This is a genomic window from Photobacterium salinisoli, from assembly GCF_003614885.1.
In the GTDB taxonomy this organism is placed as follows: domain Bacteria; phylum Pseudomonadota; class Gammaproteobacteria; order Enterobacterales; family Vibrionaceae; genus Photobacterium; species Photobacterium salinisoli.
Genome location: NZ_QZMS01000007.1, coordinates 255,467 through 269,501, shown reverse-complemented (window position 1 = coordinate 269,501; position 14,035 = coordinate 255,467). Strand labels below are relative to the sequence as shown.

The window sequence follows — 14,035 nt, the reverse complement described above, 5'->3', positions numbered from 1 at the left end:
TATCTGGTGATTCAAACTGCCAACCAGAAATGAACCACATCCATTCGAAACTAGCGGACAGTCCTGAATCAGTTTATCTTCAAGTTTGAAGACATACTGATTTTTTGGGAAGTTTAGAGATCATTTCTATTATCATATTCATCCAACCAGTTCTGGAACTTCTTAATCGTACTTTCGCGGCGTTGTTTCACCCCAAGTTCCTCGCAGATAACATCGATAGGTGCTGCTGCATTTTTTTCTTTAGCGAACTTCACTAAACCTAAAACTTCTTCGTAAGCCAGCTCACTCCACTTTCTCTCATAACCAAAAACATCAACTCCACGCCATTCAATAAGATTGGAAATACTTTCTGGTGAGGACCAAAGCGTTGGAGAGTACCCTTCATTTTCATTAATACCTGCAAAAGGTGTGATGAGCTCTCTTAGATAAGAGATTTGCTTTTTACTCGTTCTCGTCAAGCCATGTAAGCTAGCAATTTCAAGAGCAAGTGAATGCAGCGTGATTCCAGATCTCTCCCTCAACGTTTCTTTTGCTAGCTTTGTAAGAATAGATACATAACCAGGCTTGAAGTAATCACTAGAGTTCAGAGTTTGTTCGGCTGACTGCTCTTCGGTAAAGGTTTCAATACAGTCTTTGATTCCCTCCCGTTGTTGTCGAAGGTTAGGGGTTGGAGCTTTAGCGAGTAATGTGTTTGAAGCTGCGGCTTCGGCTTCGGCTTCGGCTTCGGCTTCGGCTTCGGCTTCGGCTTCGGCTTCGGCTTCGGCTTCGGCTTCGGCTTCGGCTTCGGCTTCGGCTTCGGCTTCGGCTTCGGCTTCGGCTTCGGCTTCGGCTTCGGCTTCGGCTTCTAGCAGTGTGTCTTGCTCACGCTCACTTTCAAGGATTTTACGTAACTTTTCATCAATTTTATCAAGAGCTGTTTCTGGGTCGACAAAATAATCAGTTGACCAAAGTCTAACAATGTTCCAGCCTAAATTTTCGAGGATAATCTGCCGTACACGGTCTCTATCACGAGCGGCAGGTGAACCATGATATGTTGCGCCATCACATTCCACACCAGCAATGTATTTACCGGGCTTATCTGGATGAAGTACCCCAAGATCAACTCTGAACTTGCTTACCCCGACCTGAGTTTGAATCTTCCATCCTTTTTCTCTTAAGGCTTGAGCAACAGCTTTTTCAAAATCACTATCAAACTGATCAACACCGTGATCTGCCGTCGCTATTTCAGCCAAGGCAACAGGGCCTTTTTCTGCAAATTCAAGAAAGTGCTTAAGGTGTTCGACAGCCACTGAAGACGTACGACCTAAATCAATCATTGAAGAATCGAAGCTGCTGAATACAACCAATTCAGTTGTCGCTCGCGTTATCGCTACATTTAACCTACGCTCCCCACCGCTTTTATTCAGCGGGCCGAAATTCATGCTCATGGTTTTAGCTTCTGATTCTGTTGGACCATAAGCCAAACTCAGCATAATCACGTCACGCTCATCTCCTTGAACTGACTCAAGGTTCTTAACGAACACAGGTTCAACATTATTTCCATCCTGAAAATATTCTTCTATTGAGGGGTGCTCTCTTCTTGCATCATCTAGTAAGTCTTCAATTGTTCGTTGTTGATCAGTGTTAAGAGTAACAACACCAATAGACTTATCTTGTTCAAATTTACTCAATAAGCGCTTAACGATCTCATCTACAACTGCTTTTGCTTCAACCACATTATTACGCCCCTTTCCTTTGGCGTAAATTCCTTGAACTCGCTTCAGAGTAACTGCTGACTCTTTAGTTTCTGAAGAAGGATATGTGACAAGTGAGTTCTCGTAATACTTACTGTTTGAAAATGCAATTAATGTTTCGTGCTTACTTCTGTAATGCCCCATCAGACGCCTCAATGGAAGCCTTGCAGCTAACGCTTGGTCGAGAATCGATTCCAAGTCTTCTTCATCAGGTTCATCTGAAGAATTGCCTGCTGAGAAAAAACTAGTAGGAGGCATTTGCTTGGGATCTCCCACGATAATAACATTTTTGCCTCGAGCTATGGCTCCTACAGAGTCCCATGTTGTCATTTGAGAAGCTTCATCGAACACTACCAGATCGAACCCTCTGAAGTCTGAAGGTAAGAATCTTGCGACCGATAAAGGAGACATCATCAAACATGGGCATAAATCCAACAATGAATCTCCTAGCTGTTCTATCAGGGCTCGTATTGGAATATGCCTCGTTTTCTTTTGAAGTTCTTTAGAAAGAATCCCAAGTTGAAGTTGATTTGGATTATCATTTGAACCATGCACTGGCACAGTTTCAGAAGACAGGGCAACGATGTAACTACTGGTTATTTTAGCAACACGCTCATCTAGCCTCTTAAACTCTTCAATCGTTTGTTCATGTGTTGACGCTTTGAACAGACGAAGTTCGTTACTCTCATCAATAAGTAAAGGGGCTAGCCAGGAACAAAAAGCTATTCTAAATTGTTCACTCAATTCAGAAGGCTTTACAACTGCTGCCTCCAGTGCATTCGTCAAACTTCTTAGCCTCACTCTTTCAGCACTTTGCTTTTCAGATTGCCACTCACACCAGCTTTTTAATTTAGGACTATGAGTTTGTATGGCTCTCAAATCATCTACCATAGTAACAAAAACTTCATCCACACCAACTTCTATTCCAAATTTTCGAAGTTTGTCAATAAGTTGATTGAAGATAAATAGCTTCTCATCAAATAACGTTAATGAACGATAAACTTTAGATTCCTCAAGGAATTCACGTTCTTCAACAAAGCGTTTTTTGATTAATGTTAATATATCAGCCGGCTCATCCGCTAGTTTTAGCAAAATTCTTAAATTTTCTCTTGCGTCACTTCCAATTTGTGCAATTTCCTCCAGATAAGAAGGTGATGTATCCCAACCACTCCAAACTGAATATTGCTGAATTTCCTCTACAATTTTATCAATATTGACTTTCAATGACTGACATTCAGCTAACATTTGAATAACAGATAAGTCTGAAAATGGGTTTAAACCTAAATCTTTTGCTTCTTTATTAACTTTACGTTTCCTTAAATATGCTTTTAACCAGCCATCCTTAGCTTCTTCAGCCATTACAGACCAACGTTCGACGGGTAGCTGAGAGATCTTGTTCTCGTCTATACCACACCCGATTTCATTTATAAGAAAATCAAAATTTGACTTTTTATTTGCAAGTTCTCCTATCAGTTCAATTCGCTCTTTTGAACCTCTATCAATTGCGAATGCAAGATCATGATTGATAGATAAATTAGCAATCGCATAAACATTCGAAAATATATTTAAATCACCTACAGTGATTTTCTCTGATGAGATAGAGAAATTTGAAAAAGATTCAGTTATGACATCCTCTAATTCTAATGACACTCTCAAACACTCTTCAATGGTTGATGTTACATTTGTTTGCCAAACATTTGACCATTCTTTTGCAACCACTTTACTAAAAGTCCTGATGTTCATATCCTGAACATCATCAAACGCAATAGCAATTTTTTTGACTATATGTTTAGTCTCTTCGTAGCCTAATACATCTTCAAACGGTGCTGCTTCTAAATCAGCTTCCCAGTTTAGGTTTATTTTTAGTGCATCAGAGTTCATCACAACAGTAGAAATAGCATCTCTCGCGGACAAACCAAACTTTGATTTATTGTGAAGTGCCCGAACATAGCCATTGAGTTGTTCTTTTTTTTTCTTTAAGTCAACAATATTCATTTCCCAAGAGCGCGAATTCAACCCTTCACGCTTTTGCCAGGCTTGGTTTAATTGATCTAAAACAGCACGTTTATTCGCTTTATCACTGTGCAGCTCTAAGCAAAGATGATCTAAACCAACTTTTTGCAAACGACGAAAAACAACATTCAGTGCTGCCATTTTCTCAGCGACGAAAAGTACTTTGCGTCCTAAACCAATGTTGTGAGCAATAATGTTTGCTATCGTTTCAGATTTCCCAGTTCCAGGCGGACCCTCTAAAACAAAATCTTGCTCACGAGCTGAAGCATCCACGGCAACCAACTGCGAACTGTCACAATTTAATGGTGTATATATTAGCGCAGGATCAATTTTTTCATCAATTTCAGACCGTTCAACAAAATAACTGTCTTGGTAGTACGGTAATTTAGGGGTATCTACCAGATGCTTTACAAATTGATTTTCTTTTAAATCATCTAGCCTATCTCGCAAGTCTTTCCACATAAGATACTTTGCAAATGAGAAAGAACCCAATACAAGATCTTCTACAACTTCAAATCCCCGCTGCTCTTGAACTACTTCTCTTACAACCTGCCAAATTTGAGAAACATCAATACCACTTTCGTCTTCTGGCAGCTCACTTTTAAATTCAGAAAGGTTGATATCATAATCTGACTGCAAAAACTCAATGAGAGTTAGATTAAAAACCGGGTCTTCTTCTTGTAATCTTTCAACATAAACTGGAGCTTGTGCACTTCGCCTTGTTAACTTAACAGGTATCAATATTAGAGGTGCTTTGTAGCTTCTAGAATCTTCTGGATTCTCTTTCCACTTAAGAAAACCCAACGCAAGAAATAACGTATTTGAACCACCTTCTTCCAAATCATTTTTTGCTTTACGAAAAAGAGAAACAGCATTTTTTTCAAGATTTTTCTCTGTCTGATTAACAATCAAAATTTTATTATTAATTTGATTTAATGCATATTCACGATGTACATCTGAGCCAGACTGTAAGCGAAATAATTCACTATCACGACCCGGTGAATAAAATGGACTTTCTTGTGAAGATTGAAATTTAAACTTCGCTCCGTCGGCCAACATATCTTCCATTTCAGCGATATTTGGACAATAAATTTTAATTGCTATTGCCCTGTCACTAAAGTTAAGAAGACTATTCCTCTTAGTCAGATCAAGTAGTTTCCTCGACCATGTATCAATACGTGTTTCCGGTGTTTCTTCAACGACCTGTTCACTTTTACGCACAGGTGGTAACGGTGGAATAATAGGCAATGGTAATACCGATGTTGAACCACTAGAAGAGACTTCACCGCGCTTATCTTCGACCGTTGAAAGTGGTTTGATGGCTTGAGACCTCGCTTGCGCAATATCAATTACCATCACAAATTGTTCTTCTTTTTCTTCAGAGATCAGATCCCGAGCCAGCTCTCTTGCCTGATCAAATGTCACCGGGGAAACATTAGTGACTAATGTAGTTTCAAATAGAATCAGATCACGGTTATCAATACGCTTTCTAACATCTTGCGGATCATCATTAGTTAGTACTGGTAATTTTTCATCAATTAACCAAGCTCCAGCGAAAGCATGACCATCAGTCACCGCAACAACAGGATTTAACCCCATAGCTTCAATACAGCTTGCAAATAGTAATGATGAATCAAGGCAAGCAGCCATTCTCGAATTACTAATATCAGCTGCTAGCCTGATTCGTTGACCAACTTTAGCAAAGCCTTGCGGCGGACTTACATAAGCGAGCTTCTCCTGAAAAATCACATTCCAAAGTGCTGCGAGCATAAGATAAGGCTTATCTCTTGTGTTTGACTGATAACCGTCAACTGATCGTCCATAACCAGCATCCTCAAGCACAGAAGCCACTTTTCGTACTAGCGATTCAACATATATGCCGTTGGGCTTAACAAATGCAGCCAGCAAACCGGGCTGTCTTTGCTCACCTCCCCAATAGTTCACAGGAAGAAGGTTTAGTGGAGCAATAAATTCAGAAAGGACATTTTCAAAGCTATCGAGCAGAGAAAATGATAGTGATAATTTTAGTTCTTCAGTTAGAGCGAATAGTCTGTCAAATGGAAAATGTAATTCTTTTAACTGAAGAGATATAGACTGACCTGGTTCCAACCTATCAATGTGCCAAATTTCTTCCTTTAGCCAGTCTTGCACCGGGTTTAATCGTAATGTCAGATTCTGATATGGCATAGAATCTGAATCTTCGTACTCTGCTCTCGGATAAATGACCCGAAGTAACTTTAAGACTGGATAAGCATTTTGTTGTGCAGCCAGAGAAAATGTCGCTGTAACATCAATATTTAGTTCTATCTTCTTAAGTTCAACCTCTGTATCTTTCACTATCGGCTCCCTCCAACATGAAATAATTGTAATTTTAAGCTAACAAACTTGAACCTTCTTGTCTGTGACTATAGTGATGTAATGGGCGTCTATCCAACGACGTCGATGATACAAAATTGAGTTGTTAATACTTGGTTGAAAGTAAAGGAACATTTTTATGGGTATCAGAGTTTTTGGTATCGAGATACCCAAAAATATTTATTCAGATCTGTATATTTAAACTTGGTGGCTCGACTTCCTAAAGCCATGAAATTACTCTCAATAATTGGCTTTACTCACTCCGGAAGTTCTCTGAAAAAACGTTAATTGCTATGAATGAGTGTAGTATACCCTTCACTGAGCCATTACATGCTGTGTAGTACTTCAAGAACATTGGTTGAAAAACACTTTGGAAGAAAATCTGAGTTAAGAAAAACAACAGGCTGAAATACTTTCAGGAAAAAAATATCACAAATCGCGCCATGTCAGCTGATGCTGCAATTTATGTCGGGAACGAGAGAAGATATGTCGGCTTATGGTGAAAACCACAAACGCCAGATGGGTGGAGACCCCCACCAGCCACATCCCGGCACACACGTCGCTCGCTGCGGCTGCTCCCTTCCAGGCCTGACCGGGTTCACGAGTTAGTGTTGCGGGAGGACCAATGGGGGCCTCCATAGATTTGATGACTCACTGATAACCCTTTCAGGTCATTGCGAGAACGGGAGGGATTATCCACTAACCCCAAAGACAATGCAAGGCATTGCCAGAGCGCATGCTGCTGACTGCTGGAATATTGCCCATATGCCGGGTTTCCTTTAACTGCTTTCGAATTCGTTCAGTAAGTATTCGGCCAGTGAGGCACTGCCCAATACCAGCAGCCAGGAAACTAAAACAGGATTAGGCACACCAAATTCCGGGATCACCACCAGGGTGGCAAACGCGATCGCCGGCAAGACCCAATTGAGCCTGGATACCCAAACCAGCTGGCTCTGCTGGTACAGGGTCTGAAGTGCGACAATGACGCCTATGATGCACAACACGACCAAAGCGGCCGGTGTCAGCCCTCCTAGCCATAAAGGCACCGCCAGCAGTAACGGCCAGCCATAATTCGCCTTAACCGGACGCCAGTAACGGGCAGCAAGCCAGATGAAACACACCGCCAGAACCTGCAGCAAGGTGTAACCAGCCTGCCCCGTCAGCTTTTCTTCGCTTTGCAGTGCCAGTAAGCCTGCATCCATAGCGATGACCACAGCAAAAAGTAACGCCGCGACCTGCCAGTTTCCCCGGGGCGAGAAAGACACAGTCAGGACAGGAAGCATCATCAACAGGCTCACTGAAAGCGCGAGTGGCTGAAAAGGCAATACGGCACCAAACATACCGATGCCCATTAGCAGCAACACAGCAGGCAGACCGCCTTGCGGCAACAGCCACAGCGCCGGGATGGCCACCGCAAGCACAGTTAAATGATGCTGTGCCAGCCCGAGGGCGCTGACCCCGACAATGGTCAGTAACATGCTCATGACAGCCAGGATTGTGGTATATAACATTTGCACCTCCCTGCACAAATTGTTACCCAGGATCCCAATATGGACGACTTTAAGAATCAAATCTACAGCCAGATCGCGCAGATTCCTTACGGCAAAGTGTCGACTTACGGTGATATTGCCCGCTTTGCAGGCTTTCCCGGTTATGCCCGTCATGTGGGAAAGCTGTTAGGCCAGTTGCCGGAAGGATCTACGCTGCCCTGGTTCCGGGTGATCAACAGTCAGGGGAAAATCTCACAGCAGGGTGATGACTTCCTGCGCCAGCGACAATGTCTGATTGCTGATGGCATTGAGGTTTCTGCCACGGGCAGGATTTCTTTGAAGCGTTACCGCTGGGACGGGTTTCCGGAGGTATAGCGGGAAGAAAATCCTCCGAAACTTGGTGCCCTGAAGACCCCCTCCTAACCTCCCCCTCCACGAGGGGGAGGAACAAGAGCAAAGTACCCGACATTAAATACCGATCTCTTCCCTCTCCTTTTCAAGAGAAGGAACAAGAGCGACAGCCTTCAATGGCATCTAAATGCAAAAAGCCCGGCAATGGCCGGGCTTTAGGGATTTCTCAGACATTACTGGCTGACGCGTACCAGCATCAGATCCAGCTGAGTGGTTTGGGACGGATCGGTAATCACATGATTGGCAGTATCTGTGATGAACAGCAGTTTGCCGTTCACTTCAATTCGTGCGCTCACGGCATAGGTATGAGAAGGCTTAATCTCTTCTTCCATATACTGAAGGCTGAACGAAAAAGGCACCTGCTTGCCAGCTGCCAGATACGACTGGCGGCTGATCACTTTCGCTGGCACATCCATCAGAGAAACATCTGACAAGGTCACCGTAATCAGCGCATCATCAGGAAGCGCCATACGCTCACGATAAGTCAGATTACCTTCAACTTTTCCGACACCTGCATCTTTATTGATCATATTTGTACATGCTGAGATAACCATAGCCGTGACCAATAAGCTTAGTAACGCAAACATCTTTTTCATAGTTGTACCCTGCCCTTGATATTCCTCCCACAAACTGATGGTTCTAACACTTCGGAACCTTTCGCCTTGAGTTTATGGATAACTAACTGTAAAAATTTGGCTAATAATAGCATTATAACTGGAGCTCCGATGAGCAAAGAACTGAACGAACTTCTCAATCTGCTGCACTTGGAACAACTGGAACAAGGTTTGTTCCGCGGCCAGAGTGAACATCTTGGTTTACCTCAGGTCTATGGTGGTCAAGTCATCGGACAATCTCTGTCAGCAGCGAAAGAAACTGTGCCGGACAACAGGTTTGTCCATTCCTTCCATAGCTACTTTCTGCTGCCAGGCGATCCGCAAAAACCGATTATCTACGATGTCGAAAACCTGCGTGACGGCAAAAGCTTCAGCACCCGTCGGGTAAAAGCGATTCAGAACGGTCGCCCTATCTTTTACCTGACAGCGTCTTATCAGGCGCTGGAAGACGGCTTTAATCACCAGTTTCCCATGCCTGAAGATGTCCCACCACCCGAGTCTCTGAAGTCAGAACAGGACCATGTCAAAGCCATCGCAGACCAGTTGCCCCGCAAATTTGTCGAGACCTTTGGCTGCGAGCGACCGATTGAAGTGCGTCCGGTCACTGTGGTCAATCCGCTCCATCCTCAATCAGAGGCGGCCAAACAATACCTATGGATAAGAGCCAATGGTGAAATGTTGAACGATCCTCGCATTCACCAGTACCTCCTGGCCTATGCCTCAGACTGGGGTTTCCTGGTCACTGCCCTGCAGCCGCATGCTGTCACATTACTGACCCCGAAAATGCAGGTGGCCACCATAGATCACTCTATGTGGTTCCACCGCCCGTTCCGTATGGACGACTGGCTGCTTTACGTCATTGACAGTCCGTCAGCCAGCGGCTCACGCGGTCTGGTCCGGGGGGAGATTTATAACCGTGACGGCGAACTGGTTGCTTCCGCCGTACAGGAAGGTTTGATGCGCAAACGTGAAGACTGATTTATCTTAACGACATTCATCTCACAGCGCATAAGTACTCACTCACGGTAAAGCTCCCGGAATAGCAATATGCCACCATTATCCCGGGAGCCATTTATAGTGAATCACTTGTACATTTTTGTCAGGCAGGTGTCAATTTTCTGCTATCTCGGTAGATGCTTCTTCCAAATGGTGGAGATGATCACTCGCCTGCTGCAACTGGTACATTTGCCAGTACTGTTTCCGCTCAGAAAGCAAACTGAAATGCGTGCCTCTTTCAATCACTTCGCCGTGGTGCAATACCACAATTTCATCGGCATCGACGATAGTTGAAAGCCGGTGCGCAATCACCACAATACTCATGTTCTGACGCAGCACCGAGAGCGTATGCTGAATTTTTTGCTCTGTTCCTGAGTCTATATTGGCGGTTGCTTCGTCCAGTATCAGCACTTTTGGCTGTTCCACCAGAACACGGGCCAGCGCCAGTAACTGCTTCTGTCCGGCAGACAGGTTCACTTCCCCGCTGCCCAGCTCAGTGTCCAAACCAAACTCATACTGCCTGACCTGTCCGGCCAGGCCGACAGTTTCTAAGGCGTGCCAGATCTGATCATCGGTCATCTCCCGTCCCAGACTGACATTCTCCCTGACGGTGTCACTCAGTACGTGTGGATCCTGCTGGACCATGGCAATGCCCTGACGCAGCACAGATCGGCTCAGGCTTTCCAATGGGCGGCCGTCTAACTCGACGCCACCTTCTGAGCTGGGATAAAACCCCATCATGAGCGAGGCCAGGGTACTTTTGCCGCTGCCGGTATGCCCCACCAGCGCCAGAAACCCTTGATGCGGCAGTTCAATATCGATGTTGTTCAGCACCTTTTGCTTGCCGTCATAGCTAAAACTCAGACGTCGGCACGCCAGATGCCCGCTGGTCAGTGGTCTTTCATCTTCACCGTACGCTTGCTGGCGTGAATCGATAAGCGCAAAAATGCGCTCGCTGGCCACCAGTGCCTGCTGCAACAAAGATAACTGCTGTGTCATTTCGATCAGCGGCTCGGTGACCCGCCCCAGATAGCTCAGAAATGCATACAACACCCCGACCCCGATCAGCTCGGTGCCACCCACACCAAACAGCGCCACCAGCGTCAGTAAGGCTATCCCTGACAGCAAATCAATCAGGGGCCGCAGTAGTACGCTGTTCAGTTTGGTCACGCCGATTTGCGCCTTGAGGTGTTGATCGGTCAGCCCGGCAAAGTAGGCGCTGAACGCTTTTTCCTGTCGCATGAGCTGGATCAGACTCATCCCCTGAATGGACTCGCTCATCGAGGAGTTGATGTCCGCCAGCAAATCGCGCATGCGCCGGTAGGCACTGGCACTTTTGTGCTGATACACCACCATCACGCCCACCACAACCGGCAACAACGCCAGTACCACCAGCGTCAGACGCCAGCTCATGATAAACATCACTGTGAGCATCACCACAATCAGAGTGACGTTCTTTAAAAAGGTCGCAATGACGAAAACATAAAAGTCTTTAATGGATTCAGTGTCATTGGTCAGTCTGGAAATCAGCTTGCCACTGGGCATGTAATCAAACGCCGACAAAGGCTGATTCATCACCCGGGCAAACAATTGCTTACGGACTTTCTGCACCACGCCGATGGCAATCTGATTAAAACGCAGTGACTGGGCATACTTAAACACACCCGACAGAATCATCAGCGCGATATACGCCGCCACCAGTGTCGCCACATCAGCCACCGGAAACTGATCAACAGCAATGTAATGGTCGATGAAACGCTGCAGCAACCAGGGACCGGACACATCCGCCAGAGAGGCCACAAACAATAACGCGATAGCAATGAACAGGTTGCGCTTATCGTCCAGCGCGTATCTGAGCAGCCGTTGGAGCACCGCCCGGTTAACTGCCTGTCTTTTCATTGCCCCTCCTCAATGGCTTGTTCCAGTTTCTGGTAGCGGTACATCTCGGCGTACCAGTCATCGTTGCTCAGCAGAGCGGCGTGTTTTCCGCGCTCGCTCACCTGCCCTTGTTGCAGCACAACGATTTCATCAGCCTGCTCCAGCGCGGTCAGGCGATGGGCAATGACAATCACGGTCTGCCGCTGAGGCTGATTGCGCAGATTATGTAAGATCCTGTGTTCTGTTTTGCCGTCGACAGCCGACAGCGCATCATCCAGCACCAGAATTTCAGCCTTGAGCAGCAGCGCCCGGGCTATCGCGATACGCTGTTTCTGACCACCGGACAACGTGATGCCTTTCTCTCCAACCAGAGTGTTATACCCTTCGGGAAACAGCATGATGTCTTCATCAATACAGGCTAATCCGGCAGCGTGACGTATGGCATCCAGACTGGCATCCGGCTTGCCGAGCGCAATGTTTTCGGCGATTGAGCGGGAAAATAGAAACGGGCTCTGACTGACCACAGCAAAACGGCCGCGCCATTGCTCCAGTACCGCGTCGCGGATGCACACGCCGCCATAGGTAATTTTCCCTTGGCTCAGTTCCTGCTGGCGTAGCAACAGCGCCAGCAAGGTAGACTTGCCACAACCGACCGGTCCGGCCAGCCCCAGCATCTGACCCGCCGGTAGATGGATCGCCAGCGCCTGCAGCGCGGGCTGTCGTTGCTGCGGCCAGGAAAACGCCTCGATCCGAATATCCAGCGCCTGACGGGTGTCCGGCAGTGCCTGGGTGCCGCTGACGATAGTCGGGGCCTGCTCCAGGATCTCCTGCAGCCGTTTCCATGCCGCAGAGCCGCGCTCAAGAATATTGAACAGCCAGGCAATGGCCAGCATCGGCCAGATCATCAAGCCCTGATAGAGGGTAAACGCGGTCAGATCGCCCAGAGTCAGCTCGCCCTGGTGAATCAGATAAGCCCCGCCGCCGACACTGAGGAAAAAAGACATCCCGATAGTTAACTGGATCACAGGGTCAAACTTGGCATCCACTTTGACCACCCCGAAGTTCTTTTCACCAGCATGATCAACAACTTTCTCAAACGCTGCCTGCTGCCTTTGCTCCAGACCAAAGGCGCGGATCATCCTGACCCCGTTCAGCGATTCCTGGGTGGTGTCTGTCAGGGCAGAAAAGGCCGCCTGCGATTCGCTGAACCTGTCATGCAACTGGCTGCCAAAGCGCGAGACCAGCAAGGCCATAACGGGCATAGGCAGGAGCGCGAGAATGGTCAGTTGCCAGCTGAGCTGGGTGGACATGATCAGCAAAACCGCCAATCCGGTGATCAGTGAATCCGCCGCGGTCAGTACGCCTTCTCCGGCAGTCATCACCAGCGCATTGACATCATTGGTTGAGCGGGCCATCAGATCACCCGTTTTGTGACGCTCAAAAAAATTCGGCGCCTGCCGGGTAAAATGGCGATAAAGCTTGTCTCTGAGCACAGTGCCCAGTTTTGCAGCACTGCCAAATAACCACAGACGCCAGACTATCCGCAGCACATACACCAGCCCCCACATCAAGGCCAGTCCGCCCAGCCACATCAGCATGGTGTTGGTGGTCATTTTGCCTTCGACCACACCGTCGACTATCCAACCCACGGCCCGGGGCGGGATCAATTCAAAAAAGGCAATAATGACAAAGATGGCGATCGCGCCGCCATAGCGCCGCCACTCTTGCCGAAAGTACCACCTGAGTTGCCAAAAAACCTGCATGTTTCCTCCAGCAAAACACGGTCTGCTCACGAAAAGTAAGCCGAAGAACAGAAAAATATTATAAATTCGGGTGGATCGAGAGGATAAAATCGCTTGACACACTGAGGTGACAATTTAGCAACATATTGGCAAAAAGACAGGCTGATTATCAACCCAAATGTAAGCAATGGCAGCAAAACAGCAGGTGATGCTGCCCATTTTCACAGCGTTAACGGAATATTGGTTTTTATACAGTACTTTTTTAAAACAAATCAGAGATTTATAACGGCAGTGCTGTAGTGTATTTCAGTGGCTCCATGGCGAACGTCGAAGTCACGTTGGTTAATCCGCTGATACTGTTGACCAGTTTTTTATAAAAGCTGTCAAAAGCAGCCATATCTGCCATCTGCACTTTCATCATGTAGTCATATTCACCGGCCATACGATAAAACTCCATCACTTCCGGAAATTCACTCACGGTCGCGACAAAACGGTGATACCAGTCCTGCGAGTGATCGCTGGTTTTTATCTGTACAAAGGCAATGAATGACAGGCCTAATTTGACCGGATCCAGCAGGGCCACCCGTCGCTTCAGTATCCCCGCTTCTTCCAGCCGTTTTAACCGTTTCCAGCAAGGCGTGGTGGTCAGATTAACCGCTTCGGCTAAATCGTTGAGTGACAGACTGGCATCCATTTGCAGCAAATCCAGCAGTAATCGGTCTGTGGTATCTATCTCTGCCATATTTTTCCCTGAAAGATATGTTTGGAAGAAAAATTTTCTATAACTAATCAAATCAACAATA

Annotated in this window: 8 protein-coding genes and 1 other RNA gene; 2 read left to right on the top strand and 7 right to left on the bottom strand. The window is 46.4% G+C overall.

All coding sequences use genetic code 11. The features are described 5' to 3' along the window. Positions 1-113: 113 nt before the first annotated feature. The 3 genes from D6M16_RS01975 to D6M16_RS01965 form a co-directional block, all read right to left on the bottom strand. Positions 114-6,083 (bottom strand): DUF4011 domain-containing protein, encoded by a 5,970-nt coding sequence (locus D6M16_RS01975; protein WP_120510332.1) that lies wholly within the window; start codon positions 6,081-6,083, stop codon positions 114-116. A 549-nt stretch (positions 6,084-6,632) separates the two neighbouring features. Continuing rightward, positions 6,633-6,729, bottom strand: an RNA gene (gene ffs, locus D6M16_RS01970) — signal recognition particle sRNA small type. A gap of 151 nt (positions 6,730-6,880) precedes the next feature. Then, a complete protein-coding gene (locus D6M16_RS01965; RefSeq protein ID WP_120510331.1) occupies positions 6,881-7,612 on the bottom strand; it encodes a VP0952 family biofilm-associated protein in 732 nt (243 codons plus the stop codon). A gap of 39 nt (positions 7,613-7,651) precedes the next feature. Here D6M16_RS01965 and D6M16_RS01960 point away from each other — a divergent pair, with 39 nt between their 5' ends. Next, a complete protein-coding gene (locus D6M16_RS01960; RefSeq protein WP_120510330.1) occupies positions 7,652-7,966 on the top strand; it encodes an MGMT family protein in 315 nt (104 codons plus the stop codon). A gap of 209 nt (positions 7,967-8,175) precedes the next feature. Here D6M16_RS01960 and D6M16_RS01955 read toward each other — a convergent pair whose 3' ends face one another. Next, on the bottom strand, positions 8,176-8,598 hold the full coding sequence (locus D6M16_RS01955) for a YbaY family lipoprotein (protein ID WP_120510329.1): 423 nt from the start codon (positions 8,596-8,598) through the stop codon (positions 8,176-8,178). Between the two features lie 129 nt (positions 8,599-8,727). Between D6M16_RS01955 and tesB the strand changes: the two genes are divergently transcribed. Further along, complete coding sequence (tesB, locus tag D6M16_RS01950; RefSeq protein ID WP_120510328.1) at positions 8,728-9,594, top strand: acyl-CoA thioesterase II; 867 nt, start codon at positions 8,728-8,730, stop codon at positions 9,592-9,594. 132 nt (positions 9,595-9,726) lie between these two features. Here the strand turns inward: tesB and D6M16_RS01945 are convergent, their stop codons facing one another. The 3 genes from D6M16_RS01945 to D6M16_RS01935 all read right to left on the bottom strand — a co-directional run bounded on the left by D6M16_RS01945 (position 9,727) and on the right by D6M16_RS01935 (position 13,974). Then, entirely contained in the window at positions 9,727-11,511 is a 1,785-nt protein-coding gene (locus tag D6M16_RS01945; protein ID WP_120510327.1) for a SmdB family multidrug efflux ABC transporter permease/ATP-binding protein, read from the bottom strand. After that, positions 11,508-13,253: an ABC transporter transmembrane domain-containing protein gene (locus tag D6M16_RS01940; protein WP_120510326.1), complete on the bottom strand. Its 1,746-nt coding sequence runs from the start codon at positions 13,251-13,253 to the stop codon at positions 11,508-11,510. Before D6M16_RS01940 ends, D6M16_RS01945 begins: the two co-directional genes overlap by 4 nt. Positions 13,254-13,512: 259 nt before the next feature. Further along, complete coding sequence (locus tag D6M16_RS01935) at positions 13,513-13,974, bottom strand: Lrp/AsnC family transcriptional regulator (RefSeq protein WP_027254008.1); 462 nt, start codon at positions 13,972-13,974, stop codon at positions 13,513-13,515. Positions 13,975-14,035: the final 61 nt, after the last annotated feature.